General features: G+C 40.1%; 18 protein-coding genes. 6 read left to right on the forward strand and 12 right to left on the reverse strand.

What is annotated here, in order from left to right; translation table 11 throughout:
* The first annotated feature begins 36 nt into the window (after nucleotides 1–36).
* Together yihA and ACX3PZ_RS02850 are read left to right on the forward strand one after the other, a co-directional pair.
* Nucleotides 37–660: a ribosome biogenesis GTP-binding protein YihA/YsxC gene (gene yihA / locus ACX3PZ_RS02845; protein ID WP_459082922.1), complete on the forward strand. Its 624-nt coding sequence runs from the start codon at nucleotides 37–39 to the stop codon at nucleotides 658–660.
* The gene (locus ACX3PZ_RS02850; protein WP_459082924.1) at nucleotides 653–1,108 is read left to right on the forward strand and encodes a GNAT family N-acetyltransferase; all 456 of its coding nucleotides are present in this window, start codon (nucleotides 653–655) and stop codon (nucleotides 1,106–1,108) included. Before yihA ends, ACX3PZ_RS02850 begins: the two co-directional genes overlap by 8 nt.
* 28 nt (nucleotides 1,109–1,136) lie before the next feature.
* On the opposite strand, the gene msrA is transcribed toward ACX3PZ_RS02850, so the two are convergent.
* From msrA to ACX3PZ_RS02875, 5 genes are all read right to left on the reverse strand, one after another.
* Nucleotides 1,137–1,694 (reverse strand): peptide-methionine (S)-S-oxide reductase MsrA, encoded by a 558-nt coding sequence (gene msrA, locus ACX3PZ_RS02855; RefSeq protein WP_459082926.1) that lies wholly within the window; start codon nucleotides 1,692–1,694, stop codon nucleotides 1,137–1,139.
* A 107-nt stretch (nucleotides 1,695–1,801) separates the two neighbouring features.
* On the reverse strand, nucleotides 1,802–2,779 hold the full coding sequence (locus tag ACX3PZ_RS02860) for an ROK family protein (RefSeq protein ID WP_459082928.1): 978 nt from the start codon (nucleotides 2,777–2,779) through the stop codon (nucleotides 1,802–1,804).
* Nucleotides 2,780–2,961: 182 nt separating this feature from the next.
* Nucleotides 2,962–6,033, reverse strand: a complete 3,072-nt coding sequence (gene secA / locus ACX3PZ_RS02865; protein ID WP_459111949.1) for a preprotein translocase subunit SecA — start codon at nucleotides 6,031–6,033, stop codon at nucleotides 2,962–2,964.
* 115 nt (nucleotides 6,034–6,148) lie between these two features.
* Nucleotides 6,149–6,370, reverse strand: coding sequence for a DUF2795 domain-containing protein (locus ACX3PZ_RS02870; protein WP_002662059.1), 222 nt, complete (start codon nucleotides 6,368–6,370; stop codon nucleotides 6,149–6,151).
* Between the two features lie 149 nt (nucleotides 6,371–6,519).
* Entirely contained in the window at nucleotides 6,520–7,551 is a 1,032-nt protein-coding gene (locus ACX3PZ_RS02875; protein WP_459082932.1) for a GDP-mannose 4,6-dehydratase, read from the reverse strand.
* 77 nt (nucleotides 7,552–7,628) lie between these two features.
* Between ACX3PZ_RS02875 and ACX3PZ_RS02880 the strand changes: the two genes are divergently transcribed.
* Nucleotides 7,629–8,429 (forward strand): DUF2797 domain-containing protein, encoded by an 801-nt coding sequence (locus tag ACX3PZ_RS02880; protein ID WP_459082934.1) that lies wholly within the window; start codon nucleotides 7,629–7,631, stop codon nucleotides 8,427–8,429.
* Between the two features lie 85 nt (nucleotides 8,430–8,514).
* Nucleotides 8,515–11,166, forward strand: coding sequence for an AsmA family protein (locus ACX3PZ_RS02885; protein ID WP_459111950.1), 2,652 nt, complete (start codon nucleotides 8,515–8,517; stop codon nucleotides 11,164–11,166).
* Nucleotides 11,167–11,212: 46 nt separating this feature from the next.
* Here ACX3PZ_RS02885 and ACX3PZ_RS02890 read toward each other — a convergent pair whose 3' ends face one another.
* Both ACX3PZ_RS02890 and ACX3PZ_RS02895 read right to left on the reverse strand, forming a co-directional pair.
* Nucleotides 11,213–11,563, reverse strand: coding sequence for a hypothetical protein (locus ACX3PZ_RS02890; RefSeq protein ID WP_459082938.1), 351 nt, complete (start codon nucleotides 11,561–11,563; stop codon nucleotides 11,213–11,215).
* Between the two features lie 178 nt (nucleotides 11,564–11,741).
* Nucleotides 11,742–13,862 carry a prolyl oligopeptidase family serine peptidase gene (locus ACX3PZ_RS02895; protein ID WP_459111951.1) on the reverse strand — a complete coding sequence of 707 codons (2,121 nt, stop codon included), beginning with the start codon at nucleotides 13,860–13,862 and terminating at the stop codon, nucleotides 11,742–11,744.
* A 107-nt stretch (nucleotides 13,863–13,969) separates the two neighbouring features.
* Between ACX3PZ_RS02895 and ACX3PZ_RS02900 the strand changes: the two genes are divergently transcribed.
* A complete protein-coding gene (locus tag ACX3PZ_RS02900; protein WP_459082942.1) occupies nucleotides 13,970–14,164 on the forward strand; it encodes a hypothetical protein in 195 nt (64 codons plus the stop codon).
* A gap of 37 nt (nucleotides 14,165–14,201) precedes the next feature.
* On the opposite strand, the gene ACX3PZ_RS02905 is transcribed toward ACX3PZ_RS02900, so the two are convergent.
* A complete protein-coding gene (locus ACX3PZ_RS02905) occupies nucleotides 14,202–14,750 on the reverse strand; it encodes a hypothetical protein (protein WP_459111952.1) in 549 nt (182 codons plus the stop codon).
* Between the two features lie 108 nt (nucleotides 14,751–14,858).
* Between ACX3PZ_RS02905 and mnmA the strand changes: the two genes are divergently transcribed.
* Nucleotides 14,859–16,046 carry a tRNA 2-thiouridine(34) synthase MnmA gene (gene mnmA, locus ACX3PZ_RS02910; protein WP_459111953.1) on the forward strand — a complete coding sequence of 396 codons (1,188 nt, stop codon included), beginning with the start codon at nucleotides 14,859–14,861 and terminating at the stop codon, nucleotides 16,044–16,046.
* A 5-nt stretch (nucleotides 16,047–16,051) separates the two neighbouring features.
* On the opposite strand, the gene ACX3PZ_RS02915 is transcribed toward mnmA, so the two are convergent.
* The 4 genes from ACX3PZ_RS02915 to ACX3PZ_RS02930 are packed head-to-tail and all read right to left on the reverse strand — an operon-like array spanning nucleotide 16,052 to nucleotide 18,726.
* Nucleotides 16,052–16,804 (reverse strand): LytR/AlgR family response regulator transcription factor, encoded by a 753-nt coding sequence (locus ACX3PZ_RS02915; RefSeq protein WP_459082948.1) that lies wholly within the window; start codon nucleotides 16,802–16,804, stop codon nucleotides 16,052–16,054.
* Nucleotides 16,794–17,090 carry a 2TM domain-containing protein gene (locus tag ACX3PZ_RS02920; protein WP_459082950.1) on the reverse strand — a complete coding sequence of 99 codons (297 nt, stop codon included), beginning with the start codon at nucleotides 17,088–17,090 and terminating at the stop codon, nucleotides 16,794–16,796. Before ACX3PZ_RS02920 ends, ACX3PZ_RS02915 begins: the two co-directional genes overlap by 11 nt.
* Nucleotides 17,087–17,410, reverse strand: coding sequence for a 2TM domain-containing protein (locus ACX3PZ_RS02925; RefSeq protein ID WP_459082952.1), 324 nt, complete (start codon nucleotides 17,408–17,410; stop codon nucleotides 17,087–17,089). The genes ACX3PZ_RS02920 and ACX3PZ_RS02925 overlap by 4 nt, the downstream gene beginning before the upstream one ends.
* Nucleotides 17,401–18,726 (reverse strand): 2TM domain-containing protein, encoded by a 1,326-nt coding sequence (locus ACX3PZ_RS02930; protein ID WP_459111954.1) that lies wholly within the window; start codon nucleotides 18,724–18,726, stop codon nucleotides 17,401–17,403. Before ACX3PZ_RS02930 ends, ACX3PZ_RS02925 begins: the two co-directional genes overlap by 10 nt.
* Nucleotides 18,727–18,959 lie beyond the last annotated feature (233 nt).

An 18,959-nucleotide genomic window follows, 5' to 3' on the forward strand; every position in this document is an offset into this window, starting at 1 on the left:
AGGTTCTGAATACAAACCTTTGAACACAGACTTAACATGATAATCAAATCCGCCGAGTTTTTAAAAAGTTCTTCCAAATGGCAGGAATGTCCAGAACCCAATCGTGCAGAATATGCCTTTATTGGTCGATCCAACGTAGGGAAGTCTTCGCTTATTAATGCGATGATGAACCACAAGGATCTTGCGAAAACCTCGCAAACCCCTGGAAAAACTCAGTTAATCAATCACTTCCTGATTAATGAACAGTGGTATCTAACCGACTTACCCGGCTATGGATATGCAAAAGTCTCGAAAGTGAAAAGAAAAGACTTTGAAAAACTGATTACCAACTATGTACTGAACCGAGTGAATTTGGTTAACCTATTCGTCCTTGTCGATGTACGGCACACACCCCAAAAAATAGACTTGGAATTCATGCAATGGTTGGGAGAGAGTCAAATCCCTTTTTCCGTCGTGTTTACCAAAGCTGATAAACTATCAGCAGGCAATGTGAACAAAAATGTAGAAGCCTACAGAGCGAGTATGCTTGAACTATGGGAAGACCTTCCTCACATGTTCATTACCTCTGCGGAAAAAAAAGTAGGAGGAGACGAGGTTCTCTCATATATCGAGCAAACCAATCAAATGCTCGTGAAAAACAAAGTTCGATTTGATGACTAATTTCACTTGGCACTGCAAATCGTTTGAGGAGTTGCAGACATCAGAACTTTACAAAATCTTGGCCGCTAGAGCAGAGGTTTTCGTTATTGAACAACAATGTCTCTACCAAGATATGGACTTTGATGATCAAATTGCACTGCATTTATGGGGGGAATCTAAAAATGAAATTGCAGCGTATTGTCGAGTGTTTGCCCCCGGCCTAAAATATCCTGAAGCCTCAATAGGCCGCGTATTAACAGGGAAGAATTTTCGACGAATCGGACTTGGAAAACAGTTGATAACTAGGAGCATAGAGGTTATTTCCACAAACTTTAAAACGGACAATGTCTGTATTTCTGCGCAGGACTATCTCCTACAATTTTATGCGGATTTTGGATTTGAACCCACGGGTAAATCCTATCTAGAAGATGGAATACCGCATAGTGAAATGAAAAAAGGGAAAGCTTAACACTTTCCCTGTAATTCCTTGTATTTGTTTACACTTCCTCCCTTAGCATTCCCTTCTGCCCAAAATAGGCATTGAATTTTGCAATTTTCGGTCCTACAACCGCGCTGCAATAGGGCGTACTTGGGTTTTCCCAGTAATAGCCTTGATGGTAAGTCTCTGCAGGGTAAAACTCCGCAAGTGGTTCTACTTTTGTGACGTAGTCTCCTTCCCATTTCCCTTCGGCCTTAGATCGCTCTATCGATTTTTCAATGCTGTCTTTTTGCTCAGGTGAATCATAAAATACGATCGATCTGTACTGGGTTCCTATGTCATTTCCCTGACGGTTAAGCTGCGTCGGATCGTGCAAAAAGAAAAACACTTCCATAAGTTGTTCAAAAGAAATAATGTTTGGATCGTATATTAGTTTTACGACCTCTGCATGCCCAGTCTCTCCCGTACAAACCGCTTCGTATGTAGGGTTTGGAACATGCCCTCCACTGTATCCGGAAATCGCTTTTTCGACTCCTTTCAACAGATTAAAACAGCTCTCCACACACCAAAAACATCCACCGCCAAATACGATTGTTTCAAAATTTTTAGATTCCATTGTTTCAAAAAAGTAATTGTTTGTCCTGTAAAGTGTCCTGAGTCCATCTCACCTCACTATTAGGACGTTTCAAATTGTAAAATCTTTTAGGGATTAAAAAGAAGGGATTACAAACTGTTTTCCCAAACCAGCGCACTAGCACCTAGAATGGCCGCGTCCGCTTCGTTCAATTCACTAAAGACCAGTCTGACTTTGCTTCTGAATATCGGAAGTAGATTCCTTTCCATATGGAGTTTTGTAGGTTTCAAAATGAAGTCACCTGCTTGAATCACGCCCCCGAAAAGCAGAATGGCTTGAGGAGAAGAAAACATGACAAAGTTTGCCAAGGATTCCCCTAATTTTTGTCCTGTATAACGGAAAACTTCAATAGCCGTTGGGTCCCCCTTCATGGCGCACTCATGTACAGTTTTTGAATTAATATCTTCTTCCGCATATTGATTCAGAAGAGATTCTGGAAATTCAGCTCGCATTTTCTTTGCGGTAATGGCGATGCCGGTTGCCGAAGCATAAGACTCTAATGAGCCTTCCGATCCTGTACTCCAGTGCTTTCTACCGTTGGGCTTCACAATCGTATGCCCAAGTTCACCGGCAAAACCGTCGTGTCCATAGACCAATCTTCCTCCACAGACAATCCCACTTCCTACTCCTGTACCAAGGGTAACCATAATGAAATCTTTCATTCCTCGCGCAGCGCCGTACAGCATTTCTCCTAAAGCGGCAGCATTTGCATCATTTGTCATTTTACACGGAACGCCAAATTTTTTGGTCATCATCTCAGCAAAAGGAATTACTCCTTTCCATTTCAAATTAGGAGCATGCTCGATGGTCCCATGATAATAATTTGCATTCGGAGCGCCTACACCGATTCCTTCAAACGATTTGTTATCAGAGCAATGCTCCTCAATTAGTGGCTTGATGGCTAGATAAAGTGCATCGACTAGTTCTTGCGGGGTTTTATAGTCCTCGGTCTTAACTCGGCCTTTGCCTAAAATTTCACCTCGGTGATTTACGAGTCCATATTTGGTATTGGTACCCCCGATATCAACGCCTAATGCGACTTGATTTGATAAGTTTATTAATGCCATTTTATTTTACAATTGAGACAATAAAATTACTAAAAAATAAAATCATATCCTTACAATCCGCTAGAAAAGTAAGGCAAACCCCGTGGAAACCAGAATTCCAGACCTTTGTATCCCACGGGATTAGGCTAAAAACAAAAAACCCAGGCATTTCAGCGCCTGGGTCTTTTGAATTCATTTGAAAATTAGCTTGGGATTTCTCCTTTGTATAAGAAGGAAATGGTTTCCATATTAATCTTCTCTACCATTTCACTGAAAAGGTGAAAAGATTCCTGTTTGTAAATTACAAGTGGATCCTTTTGTTCGTACACCGCACCTTGAGAAGATCTTCTAAGATCATCCATCTCGCGCAAATGCAATTTCCAGTTTTCGTCAATAATAGACAAGGTTATGTTTTTTTCAAAATCTTCAATGAGACTCTGGCATTTGGTTTCGTGCGCTTTTTCAAGATCGGTTACAATGGTAATCGATTTAAGTCCATCGCTAAACGGAACTTGAATCATTTTGAACATGCTACCTTGGTTTTTGTATACATTCTCAATGATTGGGAAAGTTTTCTCTTTCAATAGTTCCAATCTATTTTTATAGTCCTCTTCTGCTGCTGCAAAGACAATTTGAATTAACTGCGCATTGGTTTTGCTCTTGAAATCGCTTTCTGAAACCGGGGCTTCCATGGTGAAGCTTCGAATGATCTCATATTCGAATTCTTTGTAATCTCCTTGTAGTTTCGTTTTGTTTACTATCGTTTGAGAGACATCAAAAATCATGTTGGCAATATCAAACTTAAGGTGATCTCCAAAAAGAGCATTCTTTCTCTTTTTGTATATCACATCTCTTTGCTTGTTCATGACATCGTCATACTCCAGGAGTCTTTTACGTATACCAAAGTTATTCTCCTCCACTTTCTTCTGTGCTCTTTCGATGGACTTCGTAATCATCGAATGTTGAATCACTTCTCCTTCCTTATGACCCATACGGTCCATCATTTTCGCAATTCTTTCCGAACCAAATAGACGCATTAAATTGTCTTCAAGCGAAACATAGAACTGGGAACTACCTGGGTCTCCCTGACGTCCTGCACGACCTCTTAACTGTCTGTCTACACGTCTAGAATCGTGGCGTTCCGTACCGATAATCGCTAAACCTCCCGCTTCTTTCACGGCTTGGACTAGCTTAATGTCGGTTCCTCTACCCGCCATATTGGTTGCAATGGTAACTTGACCCGGACGCCCAGCTTCTGCCACGACTTCCGCTTCTTTTTTGTGAAGCTTTGCGTTCAGAACTTGGTGATTGATTTTTCTAAGTTGAAGAGCTCTTGAAAGAAGTTGTGAAATATCAATCGAGGTTGTACCCACTAGTATAGGTCGACCTTGAGCCGTTAATTTTTCAATCTCTTCAATAACTGCATTGTATTTTTCACGGTTCGTTTTGAAAACAAGATCCTGACGGTCGTCTCTTTGAATAGGACGGTTGGTTGGAATAACAACCACGTCTAATTTATAAATTTCCCAAAGCTCTCCTGCTTCCGTTTCGGCTGTACCTGTCATCCCCGCAAGTTTGTTGTACATACGGAAGAAGTTCTGCAAGGTCACGGTCGCAAAGGTTTGAGTCGCCGCTTCAATTTTTACATTTTCTTTCGCTTCGATCGCCTGGTGAAGTCCATCGGAATAGCGTCGCCCGTCCATTATACGTCCGGTTTGCTCATCCACGATTTTCACTTCTCCATCTATCACGACATACTCATCGTCCTTTTCAAAAAGCGTATACGCTTTCAAAAGCTGACTTAAGGTGTGTACACGCTCTGATTTTTCAGCAAATCTTCTAAATAGATCTTCCTTCGCTGCAAATTCAGCCTCTTTTTCTAAGTTTTTCGCTTCTAAATCTGCGATTTCAGTACCGATATCTTCTAAAACGAAGAAATCTTTGTCCTCAACACCTGTTGATAGATATTCAACTCCCTTATCGGTTAAATCAATCTGATTGTTCTTCTCATCAATTACGAAATAAAGATCTTGATCCACCTTTGGCATATCGCGGTTGTTATCCTGCATATACTGCGCTTCCGTTTTTTGAAGCAGCGCTTTGTTTCCTGTTTCGGATAAGAACTTAATTAAAGGTCTTGATTTTGGAAGTCCTCTATAGGCTTGAAGAAGTTTGAATCCTCCTTCTTTATTTTTCCCCGCGGCAATCAATTTCTTAGCCTCGTTAAAGACATGCGTAATGGTTTGTTTTTGTACAGATACGATGCGGTCTACGGCAGGTTTCAAAACATCAAATTCCTGACGATCTCCCTGAGGAACCGGACCGGATATAATTAAGGGCGTTCTTGCATCGTCTACTAAGACGGAATCCACCTCATCGACGATTGCAAAATTAAGTTCTCTTTGCACTAACTCTGTAGGAGAAGTGACCATGTTATCCCGGAGGTAGTCAAATCCAAACTCGTTATTGGTTCCGTAGGTAATATCTGAATTGTAAGCACTTCGTCTTCCGTCGGAATTCGGTTGATGGTTGTCAATACAGTCGATGGAAAGTCCGTGGAATTGATAGATAGGCCCCATCCATGCGGAGTCTCTTTTCGCTAAGTAATCGTTCACAGTTACAACGTGTACCCCTCTTCCTGAAAGAGCATTCAGGTAAATCGGTAAGGTACCCACTAAGGTTTTCCCTTCCCCAGTGGCCATCTCTGCAATTTTTCCACTGTGAAGAACGACCCCTCCAATAAACTGAACATCGTAATGGACCATGTCCCAAACGACAGGTGTACCGTGCGCGTTCCATTGGTTTTTCCAAACCGCTTCGTCTCCTTGTATCTCAACGAAATCTTTATTTTCCGCTAAGTTTTTGTCCCAATCGAGTGCAGCAACTCGAATCTCTCCATTTTCCGCCCAACGTCTTGCCGTTTCTTTCACGACTACAAACGCTTCTGGCAAAATGGATTCTAATATTTTTTCCTCTACCTGATAAGATTCTTTCTTAAGGGTTTCAATCTGAGTGAACATCCCTTCTTTCTCATCAATGTTTGTTGATGACTTAATTTGCTCTTCAAGTTTGTGTATTTCCTCTGTGATCGATTGAGTGCCTGACTTTAATAGCTCTTTGAATTCTTGCGTTTTCGCTCGTAATTCCTGATCGCTTAATTCCTTAATACTCGGTTCTGCAGCTTTAATTTTCGCTACTACTTTCTTTACTTCTTTAAGGTCTTTTGCGTTTTTATCTCCTAAAAACCCTTTAAGCACTTGGTCTAAAAAACTCATATTTTCAATATTTAACTGTGGACCCAGGGGTCACAAACTTTTTGAGCACTAGGTCGCTCTTTTGGTGATATAATTCTAAAAAAGCTTTAAGCATTATGCCTAAAGCCTTATTTCTTTAGTATTCGTCTTCGTTCCAAAGGAAATCCTCGTCGGTGGGATAGTCGCTCCACACCTCTTCGATGGATTCATAGATTTCCCCTTCGTCTTCGATAGCCTGAAGGTTTTCCACTACTTCCATCGGCGCTCCGGTACGGATCGCGTAGTCAATAAGTTCCGCTTTGGTCATTGGCCAAGGGGCATCACTTAAATAAGAAGCTAATTCTAATGTCCAATACATATTTTTAGTATTTATAAAATTTTTGCAAAAGTATAAAAATAGATGATGGTATTGTCTTTTTTATGACTGATTTTCAATCTTTTTACTATTTTATTTTCCATTTGGGAAAAGAGTAATTCGAAAAAGTACGATCACACCCTATTTACAGACTATTGAAGTGGTTTTCTCAAAAACCATTCCACAAATTTTTTTATGCCATTTTGGAAGTTTGTGCCCGGGGAATAGTCTATTAACGCCTTTGCTTTGTCAATATTGGCATGTGTTCTTTCCACATCGCCAGGCTGCATTGGCAATTGCTTTTTCTGTGCCTTTATCTCCAAGGTGGATTCTAGCGTCCCTACCATTTCATTTAGTGAAACGACTTGGTTCTCCCCTAAATTTACAATCTCATAGAGGGGGGAATGGGCTTCGAGATAACGTAGAGCCTTTATAATCCCGTCAATGATATCCTCTATATACGTGTAATCTCTCGAGGTCTCTCCCTCTCCAAAGAAAGGTATTTCCTCCTTATCTTGAATCAACTGAGCGAATTTATGAATCGCTAAATCAGGCCTTTGACGGGGCCCATAGACGGTAAAGAATCTCAAATGGATCATATCCATTCCGTACAAATGGTGGTATACATGGCCTAAAATTTCCGTGCTTCGTTTGCTAGCTGCATATGGGGAAATTGGCAAATCCACAGCATCCGTCTCCGTAAACGGTACTTTCTTGTTGTTTCCATAAACACTAGAGGAGGATGCGTTTAAAAATTTCTTAATTCCAAACTCCTTGCATAGTTCCCACAAATTAGTCGTACCAATAACGTTTACTTGCTGGTATTCAATCGGGTTTTCGATGCTGGGGCGAACGCCCGCGAGCGCAGCTAAATGAATAACGGCCTGAACAGGAACCTGACGAAATAGCTCTCGAAGAGATTCTAAATCTCTAATGTCCACTACCACTAAACGATATTTCTCAGATAGAACCTGAGTCTGCAGTATTTCTAAATCTGCTTCTTTCGAATCAAATGTAAATTCAGGGTCTCTACCAAGGGACAATAAAGTATTTTGAACTTTTATTCTATAGTCATAAAAATCGTCGAAATTGTCAACATTAATGACAGAATGTCCATTTTTGAGTAAAGTCTCGATAAGATGCGATCCAATGAATCCACTTCCACCGGTTACTAAATAAGTCATAGCGGGTATTTAGCTACAAATTTAAGAAATTTAGCATGGCAAATCTTTAATCCTTACTTTTACTTAAAATTTACGAAATGCACTTTGAAGGCCAACTAATAAAAATGATTACTCAAAACGCGAGTCCCATTCAATATTACCTCAACCTATCGCACGATCTTATTCATATGAATTCTTTGATTGGCAAAACTGTAGAAATATCGCACCTTGGTTATCAATGCGTAAACTGCCAGCGTGAGGAGAAAATTTTTAGAATGGGTTTCTGCAAAAAATGCTTCTTTGAGAGTCCTTACACTAGTGAGTCCATTATTCGTCCTGAACTATCCAAAGCCCATCTGGGGGAAGGAGAAAGAGACCTAGAAGTTGAAAAATCGATTCAACTCGTGCCTCACATCGTCTATTTAGCGTATACAGGTGAGGTCAAAGTGGGCGTAACAAGAGAGTCGCAGGTTCCCACTCGGTGGATTGACCAAGGAGCTACCTTTGCCCTTCCCATTGCAAGAACAGAAAATCGATACGAGGCCGGAATGATTGAGGTTGCGCTCAAGTCGAAATTGTCTGATAAAACCAATTACCGAAGAATGCTCAAAGACGAATACGAAGAGGATCTTGACCTTACCCAATTCAGAAGTGAAGTTCAAGATCTGTTCCCCGCTGAATATGCAAAATTCTTTAATTCAGAACAGGATCTCTGGAGACTAGATTATCCCTACGAGGCACCCGAAAAGGTAACCACTATCTCGCTCGAGAAAAAACCCTCCTTTACTTCGGTCTTGAAAGGAATAAAAGGCCAATACTTAGCCTTTGAAGGCGGCTCTGTTTTAAACGTGCGTGCACACGAAGGATTTGTCATTGCACTAGAAACGAAAAAAGAATAAGAATTATTTCAAAGAAATAGAAAAAGAATAGTGATTGTCTGGAGAAAAGCTATTATTTTTGTTATAAACACAAGTGCTATCACCCATGATGAACAAAAAAAGCGTCCGAAGAATTTTGCTCACGATAGGGCTACTTGCTCTTGCCGTCGTGCTAATAAATCTTGGATTCAACTTATTTTTAAAGTATAAGTTACCCTCTTATATCGAAAACAATTCTGACTACATTCTTTCCTATGAGTCCCTCAACGTAGAACTTGGGAATGGATCCGTTCACCTCGAAAATTTAGAAATCGCATCCAAAAACCCGGCGAACAAGGATGTAATTGGTTTAAACGGAAGTGTAAAATCGGTTTACGTTAGCCAGCTCGGAATTTGGAAGGCAATCACAGGCAAATCTATTCAGGCGTCCTCACTAGTATTAAATTCCCCTAACTTACAAGTCACCTTAGCGAAACCAAGAGATAGCAAAACTGGAAAAAAACGCAGTCCGATGCCGTTTCGAAATATTACCATTGATAACGGCAATATTAAAGTTACCAAACCGGCAGGGGAAAGATTTCTAGAGGTGGAAGATCTGAACTTGAAAGTCACAAATCTTCAACTTTCAGAAAAAGGAATTGAAAGCAAGCTTCCCGTTGTATTCGACAAGTACGACATTCAGGGAAATAAGTTTTATTTCCAACTCGAGGAGCTTTATGCAATTCAAGCAAACCATATCACGACGAAAAACGGGAAAATGAGCATTAAAGGCTTTGAAATCGTAACTTCCGTCAGCTATGAAAACTTCGTAAAATTGTATCCCAAAAAGCCAAATATGCTTTCTGTGAAGTCCAGAGAGCTAAACTTTACCGATTTAGCCCTAAAAAAAAACACGCTCTCTTTGTCTAGAGCCGAATTTATAGACCCTGTCATCACAATCAGATCCAATAGAACCGCCGTAAAGACTGAGAAAAAACCTTTCCAATTTATTCTCGACTTGCAAGATGTGGAACTAAAAAATGCCAAGGTAAATCTGTTAAAGCCAAACGGAGTAACCGCTTTCTCTGCCGGACAACTTGATTTGGAGATCCATAAACTACGAATGGACGAAAAATCAGCGCAAGGGAGAATTCCATTCACTTATGCTGACTTTTTGATTTCTGCCAAAGACCTTAGAGTTCAAAATGACCACCAAGACCTACACATTGCAAGTGCGAACATAGATCCGAAGAAATTAGATTTACAAAATTTACGATTTACGAAAGCCTCTACTAACCCAACGAAAGTACAGACCGAGGGCAAGTTAAACCGCGTAAGCCTTTCGCTTGATTCTTGGGAATTCATCAACCGTAAACTCGCCTTAAATGCAAATTCCCTTCTTGTGCAAGGAGCAGACGTTAAGGTTTATTTACCGGCTACGAAAAGCTCTAAAAATCCAACACCGATTACAGGATTAGATTTTCCCTTAACCATTAAGACAATCTCTCTTCAAGATGCCAATTTGAACCTCCTAAAACAGGGAAATTCTCAAATTATCAGAGGAATAGCCGTAAACCTTTCCGATTTTCAGATTACAAAGGAAAGTTCCAAAAAGAAAGTTCCTTTCGTAGTAGGCAACTACAAAATTTCCTTTGATCAGTACCATTCTAAGTTAAATAAGACCTACAGCTTGAAAACGGGACCACTTTCTTGGACGAATCAAGGGCTTCAAATCGAAAATCTCGAATACAAACCTTCGGTTTCCCAAGATCAGTTTATTTCTAGGATTCCGGTCGAAAAAGACCTGTACGACCTCCGCGCAAAAAAAATTCACTTTATAGGTCGACTAGAACTTCTTCAGGATAAAAAATTCGTTGAGGGAACTAGTTTGAAATTAAGTGGTGTGGACGCCTCGATTTTTCGAAGCAAAATCCCCCCGGATGACCTAACCATAAAACCAATGTATTCGGCTCTACTTCGAAAAATAAAGATCCCGATGCATATCCAAAACCTAGACATCGTGGACTCAAGATTGGTCTATGAAGAAGACACCAAAAAGAGTGACGGGCCAGGTAAATTGGTGTTTGGAAGTTTAAATCTGCATTTAGACAATCTTAATTCTGGACAGACGAAATCCACTCAAATCCCCATTACAATCCATACTCGATTTATGGACCTCTCTCCTATGGTAGTAAATTGGAAGCTGGATACAGGCTCTTCTAACGATCAATTTTCGATCCATGGAAACGTTTCAGAACTTCCCGCCTCAAGTATAAATAGTTTTGTAGAGCCCTATTTGAAAATACAAACCACAGGGTATATCAAAAAGCTCGATTTTGCTTTTACAGGCAATCGATCCACTTTGAACGGAAATGTACAGATGAAGCATCAGGACCTTAAAGTTTCCATCCTTAAGAGTACAGGAGAAAAGGATAAACTCTTATCCGCGGTTGCCAATCTCCTCGTTAAATCCAATTCTGGAGTCTATCCCGAAACGGTATCGGTTGATGATGTACAGCGCGACCAGACCAAATCTTTTTTCAATTTTTTCTGGCAAGGCATTCAAGAAGGACTTAAAAAGACTTTGATTGGAAACAATGTGGAAAAGCAAGAAGTCGTGGCAAAAAAAACAGTGGAAACCACCAAAAACACGGTGGAGGCTGTAAAATCAGACGTTCAAAACGTGAAGAAAGACTTGAACGAAAAAATCAATGTTAAGAAGGAGAAGCCAAAGAAAAAAGGACTATTCGAGGTTTTCAAGAAAAAAAAGAAGGAATAATGCGCAGCATTACTCCTTCCTAGCTCTTGTTTATGCAATCCTTGAATTATAGAGCTTCAAAATTCAAGGAATCATCTTCCTCCGTGCAAATCTCCCTAATAAAATTATCAAATTTTTCTCCTGGGTAATTGCTCTCTGCTCCGTAGGAATCTATCAATATTCCACGACGTCCACCCTTTTCTTGGGCTACATACAAAACGGCATTATCGTCAGGATTACTATCCCCTTCAAATCGGTAGGATCTAACAATAATAAGATCCGTGGGCTCAAACGTTTCGGATCCTTGGTCTAGCACCATTTCTCCTTTTTCATTCATTCTAAACTCCGAGTGGATCCCGCGTTCACGCAGTTTGTTCATGACTTCACTCAAGGTTTTCATTGGTTTAAATTCTGACATATTAAGTATTTTTGGTTTGTGATTACTGAGTATACATCAAATTTAGTGCAAAAAGGACCAATTCAGAGTAATAATTCCAATTATGAGCTTTTGGCACGTTCTGTCAAAGAGCTGTGCGTACAAAAAGCAGGTGCCCTAAAAGAACACCTGCTTAAAGGATCTTGCTCAAACAATCAAATTAGTGGTCAAGCGTTGTGATACCCATTTCACTTAACGTGAAACTTAATTTATCAGCATTTTCGTTAATCATTTGATCCGTCGATCTACCTGCCCCGTGTCCTCCATTGGTTTCAATACGAAGTAGAATGGGCTTGTCACAGCCTTGTTTGGCCTGAAGCTCAGCTCCAAACTTAAACGAATGCGCAGGCACAACGCGATCGTCATGATCACCCGTTGTAATCATAGTGGAAGGATAACATGCATTCTCAGCCACATTGTGTAGGGGGGAATACGATTTAAGGTATTCAAACATTTCTTTGCTGTCTTCGGCCGTGCCATAATCGTAAGCCCAACCCGCTCCTGCGGTAAACTTATTGTATCGTAGCATATCCAAAACTCCTACAGCAGGTAGTGCGACCTTTGCTAAATCAGGACGCATGGTCATGGTGGCACCCACTAGGAGTCCGCCATTAGAACCACCTGAAATGGCCATGTAGTCTTTTGAGGTGTATCCTTTGCTTTGCAAATACTCACCCGCGGCAATAAAATCATTAAACACATTCTTTTTCTGAAGTTTAGTTCCGGCATCATGCCATTTTTTCCCATATTCTCCACCACCGCGAATGTTAGGTACAGCATAAACGCCTCCATTATCCATCCAAACTGCATTAACAACGGAAAAACCTGGAGTTAAGCTGACGTTGAAACCTCCATATCCGTAAAGAATGGTTGGGTTTTTTCCGTCCATTTTAAGACCTTTCTTGTAGGAAATAATCATAGGTACTTTAGTGCCATCTTTGGAAGTATAGAAAACCTGTTCCGAAACATAATTGTCCGCATCGAATTTTACATTTGGCTTGTAATAAACCTCTGATTTTCCACTCGCAACATTAAATTTGTATGTGGTTCCCGGTGTGATATAGTTACTAAATGAATAGTATAGATCTTTGTCCTCTGCTTTCCCGTAAAAACCACCCGCGGATCCTTTTCCTGGAAGAGTGATCTCACGAATGAGCTTGCCTGTATAGTCGTACTGCTTAACGACAGAGACCGCATCCTTAATGTAGCTTGCAAAAAGATTTCCGCCTCCTGTGGAAATTCCAAGTACGTCCGAGGTTTCCTTAATTAGATCCGTCCATTTCGTGGGCGTATTTATATTCGCAGTGACCACACGTTGATTCGGCGCGCCTTTGTCGGTAAGCAAATAAAGGGTATCTCCTTTTGAATCAATGAAATTGGTATTGTAGTCATACCCTGTTTGAATCGGAGTAAAATCCGATTTCGAACCGATCTTTTTAATGTATAACTCATTGCCATTGGTGGCATTAGCGGCGGAAAGAATTAAATACTGTTGATCATCTGAGACCCCTACATTCATGTAGCGTCTTTTGAAATCCTCACCTCCAATAATCAGTTCGTCATTTTTTTGATCGGTTCCTAGTTTATGAAAGTAAACTTTGTGCGTATCGGTCTTCGCTGATAGTGCGCTTCCTTCAGGCTTATCATAGCTAGAGTAGAAAAATCCTTCTTCTCCAAGCCAAGAAGCTCCACTAAATTTCACATCTTGAATGGTTTGGTCGATCACCTGGTTTTTATCCACATCAAGAATAATGATTTTGTTCCAATCACTGCCCCCTTCAGAGATAGAATATGCGGCAAGTTTCCCGCTCTTATTGAACGATAGACCTGCAAGCGAAGTCGTTCCGTCTTTCGAAAAGGTATTAGGGTCTAGAAAGACCTCCGTCTTCCCATCCTTATCGGTACGATAAATCACGGACTGGGCTTGAAGTCCATCATTTTTTGAAAAGTAAGTATAATCACCCTCTTTATATGGAGCTCCTACCCTTTCATAGTTCCAAATTTCTTTTAATTGGTTTTTTATATCCTGGCGGAAAGGTATTTTCGATAAATAACGATCGGTGTACGCCGCTTGTGATTGCACCCAAGCTTGGGTGTCGGTCGCCATGTCATCTTCCAACCATCGGTAGGGATCGGCAACGTTTTGCCCAAAATAAACGTCTACCACATCGGTTTTCTTAGTTTCTGGATACATGGTCGTGTTTTCGCCTGATGAAGTTTGTGCTGTACAGGAAGTAAGGAAAGCAACTCCTGAAGTCATAACCAGTGATTTTAAATTCATTATTATACAATTTGACCAAAAATACATTTTTTTTAACAAATTTTATACGTTCCATGGGGTAGAAAGGAACATAATTTGCAAGTTACAGAGAGATAAATCTCACGAAAATGAAAATCGAAACAAAAGTATTACTTGCAAGCACACTAGGATTAGCCGCTGTATTCGGAATTACCTTCTTTAAAAAGTTATTTACAACGGAGATGGAATCGAATTGCTATTACGACGAATTTCATAAACAGTTTTCGAAAACAGAACCTAAAGAAGATCCTCAACACGGTGTGGAGTATCTCTCCTTGCTTTAATCCGAAGTGAAATTAGATAATTTCAATCTCTACCCTTTTAAAGTCCAATCATAACTCCGAGCGTGGGCGAAAATCCACTGGAAAACACAGAACTATTCTTTTTGTAAAGAACGTTATACATTCCTCCGATTTGAAGGTAGGAACCTCTTGCTATGGGCTGAGCGTACCCTAATCCAAACCAAAGGGAGGGCTCAGAGTCCGATATCTTTTGAGAGGTCGCTTTGTCCTTCTGACCCACAAAATAATGTTCATACTTGGAGGAAAGATAAAAATTAGGAAGCACAAAATAATTTAAAAAGGGTCCCACGCCCGCAATCGAGGTTGAGAAATACTTTGAGTTTTGCCACATAAAATTTGTACTTAATCCACCCTGCAATGCAGGCGTTAGCCAATACCCAACTTTGGGGGAAAGGGATAAAGCCGTGCTTGAGCTTCCGCTTCCAAAGGACCCTCCTAGACCCACAGATCCTCCGAGTGTCCATCGGGAAGGAGCTGGATCCTCCTCTTGGGAGTAGGACTCTTGGGCGAAGCTGAAGGCAAAGAGATGCACCAAAACCAAAAGTGATATTTTCTGTAAATTTTTCATTTGTTGTTTTTTAAATTGTCTATTTCTGTCTTTCGTTCCATGAATCACAGAACCGACTTTTTGAATAATTAAGTCGTAAATTTGCAAAAATATTTTTTAAGTATTCACATGAAAATAGTAGTTGGACTTTCTGGAGGTGTAGACTCATCCGTTGCCGCTTACCTGCTTCAGCAGCAAGGGCACGACGTGGTGGGGTTATTCATGCGCAATTGGAACGATGCTTCCGTTACCTTAGAGGATGAATGTCCTTGGATTGAGGACAGCAATGACGCTCTGCTAGTAGCACAAAAACTAGGAATCCCATTCCAAGTGATTGACATGAGTGACTTGTATAAAGAGCGTATCGTGGACTACATGTTTGAAGAATACCAAAAAGGTCGTACTCCCAACCCAGATATTTTGTGCAACCGTGAAGTAAAATTCGATGTCTTTCTAGATACCGCCTTGTCTCTCGGTGCAGACAAAGTTGCAACGGGCCATTATGCACGTTTAGACTCCACAAAGAATTCGGAAGGAAAAGAAATCTACAGACTTTTAGAAGGAATAGACTCCAACAAAGACCAAAGCTATTTCTTATGTCAACTTAACCAACAACAACTCTCTAAAGCTGTTTTCCCCATTGGAGAACTGACCAAACCTCAAGTGCGAGAAATTGCTAAAAAACTAGATTTGGTCACTGCAGAAAAAAAGGATTCTCAAGGGTTATGTTTCATTGGCAAAGTGAGCTTACCTGAATTTTTAAAGCAACAGCTAGAGCCAAAAGAAGGTGAGATTGTGGAGATTTTCAAAGACCATCCTATTTTTCAGAAAGAACTTCCAACGTTTGAAACAAAAACTCAGGAGCTCGAATATTTATCCTCAAAAATCACCTACCAGAAACCGGAAGGAAAAGTCATTGGAAAACACCAAGGAGCGCAGTACTACACGATTGGACAAAGCAAAGGTTTAGGGATTGGTGGACACAAAGAAAGTTGCTTTATCCTCTCTCGCGATATGGAAAATAACATTCTCTATGTGGGAGAAGGAAAAGACTTCCCTGGCCTATTTCAAAAAGTGATTAAAGTGACTCCTGAAGAAATACACTGGATTCGTCCGGACTTAAGTTTAAATGTAGGAGAATCTATGGAGGTAATGGCTAGAATTCGATACCGTCAACCCTTAAGCAAAGCCACACTTTACCAAGAGGAATCAGGACTGTATGTTGAATTTGAAACCCCTCAATCTGCCGTAGCGGAAGGACAATTTGTGGCATGGTATCAAGGAGATGAGCTTATTGGAAGTGGTGTTATCAATTAAAAAGATTAGGCTTCTAGCCAAGCTTTAAAATCCTTCACCCGTTCCCTACTCACAATGATTTCTTCATGCGATTGACCCGCCATTTCTACTTTGAATTGAGGCGAAGTATGAATATTTCGAATCTCTTCCAATCGAATGATCGTTTGTCTATTGATTCGGAAAAACGCGGCGGGATCTAAATTCTCTTGCAGTTCCTCAAGTGTAAAATCAGTAGGATAAGTCCTCTCTAACGTTTGGGCATAGACCGTCTTATTTTCGCTAAAAAAATAACTTATATCTTCCACCGGGATGACCTTTAAATTGTAACCTATTTTTACTAAAATTCTGGAGAGTGAGGCTCTTGGAGTACTAATTAATTCTCGGAAATTTAAATCCGCATAATGCTGCTCTTGGGGTGCAAATTTTCGATACTTTTCAATAGCACATTCTAATTCTGGCTTTCCAATGGGTTTAAGTAAATAATCAATTGAATTGAGCTTAAATGCTCGTAACGTATAATTATCAAAGGCGGTCGTATAAATAATAAAACTCTGGGTGGGTATTTGATCAAAGATGTCAAACGAGACACCATCTCCAAGGACAATATCTGAAAATATGAGGTCGGGATGTGGGCTATTTTTAAAATAATCCACTCCCTCCTCCACCGAATGCAGCACTGCAACTAGCTCCAACTCAGGAAACAAGCTAATAAGCCTTTCTAGCTTTCGTGCGGCTGGTTTTTCGTCTTCAATAATGAGCGTTTTGGTCTTACGTTGCATTTTTCTTAGCTTTTTCCTTCCTTATCAATTCTTCAATTTTTCTCTCCTCCCATTTCCTTCCTAGGATAAATTTAGGAATAAATACGGAACAGCCATGGGCAAGCAGACCAATTCCCCAAAATCCTAGTCCCCAAATGGCACTGAAATCTTCCTCACCCTCATGAACCAGATAAGGAAGAAGGGTCAAAAACACCAAAACAGTTAAATAGACCTGCAAATGAATGTAAAAGCCTTTTATTTTCCGTACTTGCCTTTTCGCGGTTTGGTAGGTTTGATCTGAACTCATAATCCCTGATTGTTTTTGGTAGCATACTTCTCGATTCGTTTCAGTTCCTTCTCTAACTGCCTATCTTCCCAATGACGAAAAAAAGGTATGTAAAGAAATAGTCCAAACAAAATCAAAAATACACCCCAGAGAGTAAGAAGCCAACCGTTCAAAAAAGGTCCAAGACTAAAGAAGGGTTCGCCGCTTTTATTTAGAAAATATATCAGTACAATAATTACATATCCAAAAAGCATGAAATAGTAGGTTTTGAGATTTTTTACTCTCGCCTTCGCTTTGCGGTATTCAAGAGACTTCTGCGTTTGTGTATTTGTTACTTCCATTGGTTGGTATTTGCATTTTCTTTTTTCATATACTTTTTAATCTGTCGCTCTTCCCAATCGCGTCCGATGCCAAAAATGTGGACTGCATGGGATACCACTCCGATTCCCCACCCTAGCATGGGCCAAAATGCCCACCAGTAGTTAGGCGAGGTTTTCCAATTGATAAAAAACAAAAAAGGAATGAAAATGCAGTAGGATATTAAATTTCCATAGAACCCTTTGAGTTCTTCCACTCGTTTTTTAGCTTGTTTGTAGGAAGTATCTTCCGTATATTCATAGGTTTGCATTGCTGTGATTTTTTTAGTTAATAAGGGTATTTTTACTTTAAACTTTTCTTCCGATTTTTCAATGTATACATTGCGTGAGGTTAATAGTGCGTAGCGCTGCACAATATTGCTCAGCCCGATTCCATGGCGCTCTTTGGATTGTTCTCTAGGTTGATAATTATTCTCGACGCATAAGAAACCCTCCTCAGAATAGATTCGTATACGTAGCGGCCTACTTTCAGTGGCAAAATTGTGCTTGATGCTATTCTCCAACAAAAGTTGCAAAGAAAGTGGGACTACGAACGCTTCTAAGGTTTTTTCGTTCACATCAAATTCAAATTGCACACTTTCTTCAAAACGCGTTTTAAGAAGCTCACAATAGGTTTTTGCAAATTCAATTTCCTCCTGTGTGCTTACTAATTCTTTGTCCTTTTGTTCCAAAACATACCGGTATACTTTTGACATCGAATCGGTGAATTTTTGCGCTGCTTCAGAATTTTCCTCAATTAGGGCACTCAACACATTTAGAGAATTGAATAGAAAATGAGGGTCTAATTGGTTTTTCAAACTCTCAAATTGTGCATTGGCCGCTGAAGCAATGATTTTTTGCTCCACGACCTCACTCCGAGTATTTCTCTTTAGGGCCTTAACAAATCCATTAATATGCATTACTGCGGTAACTAATAGAGCAATATTTAATATAAACCAGTGTCTAAAATTCATATCCCCGTTGAAAAAATGGGAAGGATCCTCCCCTTGAATCACGATAAAATTCAGGTAATTGCAAAGTAGAACAAGGACTGCATTGACCACTAGAGTCAAAAGAATACCAAGGGCTACTCGCTTCCCCGTATTTTTTGCCCATGAAAACTTCTGATTCAAAAACGTATTTAATGCAGTGTTACTTACGCCAAGTATTACGGTATACATTAAACATACGCCAAGGGTAAGACCAAGATTCGCAACGGTCCTGTCAGGGGTAAGAAAACCAAACAAGAGGCTCGAGAGTATCAGAGTAATTAGCAGTATGTTACGAAGGTTTTTAGACATTTTTAATAGCGTTTAAGTAAAGATACATTTTAATTAGATTTGGTTATTGTGGAATCATTAGATTTTAACCAGGGTTTTACACTTGCATGATAGAACAAATGAAAAATCACAAATTGTCCGTATACGGTTAGAAGATATACCGAGATGAGAAATTTTTCTTGTGAGGACTCATGCATTCTGCAGAGCAGTATCAGAAGCATAAGTACGATACTGTGAATCCAAATCCATCGCGA

This window comes from Chryseobacterium sp. A321 (assembly GCF_054489265.1).

What these genes read in the sequence shown, in the direction of transcription:
- yihA (WP_459082922.1), top strand. Translation starts at nt 37, where the DNA reads ATGATAATCAAATCCGCCGAGTTTTTAAAAAGTTCTTCCAAATGGCAG.
- ACX3PZ_RS02850 (WP_459082924.1), top strand. Translation starts at nt 653, where the DNA reads ATGACTAATTTCACTTGGCACTGCAAATCGTTTGAGGAGTTGCAGACA.
- msrA (WP_459082926.1), bottom strand. Translation starts at nt 1,694, where the DNA reads ATGGAATCTAAAAATTTTGAAACAATCGTATTTGGCGGTGGATGTTTT.
- ACX3PZ_RS02860 (WP_459082928.1), bottom strand. Translation starts at nt 2,779, where the DNA reads ATGGCATTAATAAACTTATCAAATCAAGTCGCATTAGGCGTTGATATC.
- secA (WP_459111949.1), bottom strand. Translation starts at nt 6,033, where the DNA reads ATGAGTTTTTTAGACCAAGTGCTTAAAGGGTTTTTAGGAGATAAAAAC.
- ACX3PZ_RS02870 (WP_002662059.1), bottom strand. Translation starts at nt 6,370, where the DNA reads ATGTATTGGACATTAGAATTAGCTTCTTATTTAAGTGATGCCCCTTGG.
- ACX3PZ_RS02875 (WP_459082932.1), bottom strand. Translation starts at nt 7,551, where the DNA reads ATGACTTATTTAGTAACCGGTGGAAGTGGATTCATTGGATCGCATCTT.
- ACX3PZ_RS02880 (WP_459082934.1), top strand. Translation starts at nt 7,629, where the DNA reads ATGCACTTTGAAGGCCAACTAATAAAAATGATTACTCAAAACGCGAGT.
- ACX3PZ_RS02885 (WP_459111950.1), top strand. Translation starts at nt 8,515, where the DNA reads ATGATGAACAAAAAAAGCGTCCGAAGAATTTTGCTCACGATAGGGCTA.
- ACX3PZ_RS02890 (WP_459082938.1), bottom strand. Translation starts at nt 11,563, where the DNA reads ATGTCAGAATTTAAACCAATGAAAACCTTGAGTGAAGTCATGAACAAA.
- ACX3PZ_RS02895 (WP_459111951.1), bottom strand. Translation starts at nt 13,862, where the DNA reads ATGAATTTAAAATCACTGGTTATGACTTCAGGAGTTGCTTTCCTTACT.
- ACX3PZ_RS02900 (WP_459082942.1), top strand. Translation starts at nt 13,970, where the DNA reads ATGAAAATCGAAACAAAAGTATTACTTGCAAGCACACTAGGATTAGCC.
- ACX3PZ_RS02905 (WP_459111952.1), bottom strand. Translation starts at nt 14,750, where the DNA reads ATGAAAAATTTACAGAAAATATCACTTTTGGTTTTGGTGCATCTCTTT.
- mnmA (WP_459111953.1), top strand. Translation starts at nt 14,859, where the DNA reads ATGAAAATAGTAGTTGGACTTTCTGGAGGTGTAGACTCATCCGTTGCC.
- ACX3PZ_RS02915 (WP_459082948.1), bottom strand. Translation starts at nt 16,804, where the DNA reads ATGCAACGTAAGACCAAAACGCTCATTATTGAAGACGAAAAACCAGCC.
- ACX3PZ_RS02920 (WP_459082950.1), bottom strand. Translation starts at nt 17,090, where the DNA reads ATGAGTTCAGATCAAACCTACCAAACCGCGAAAAGGCAAGTACGGAAA.
- ACX3PZ_RS02925 (WP_459082952.1), bottom strand. Translation starts at nt 17,410, where the DNA reads ATGGAAGTAACAAATACACAAACGCAGAAGTCTCTTGAATACCGCAAA.
- ACX3PZ_RS02930 (WP_459111954.1), bottom strand. Translation starts at nt 18,726, where the DNA reads ATGTCTAAAAACCTTCGTAACATACTGCTAATTACTCTGATACTCTCG.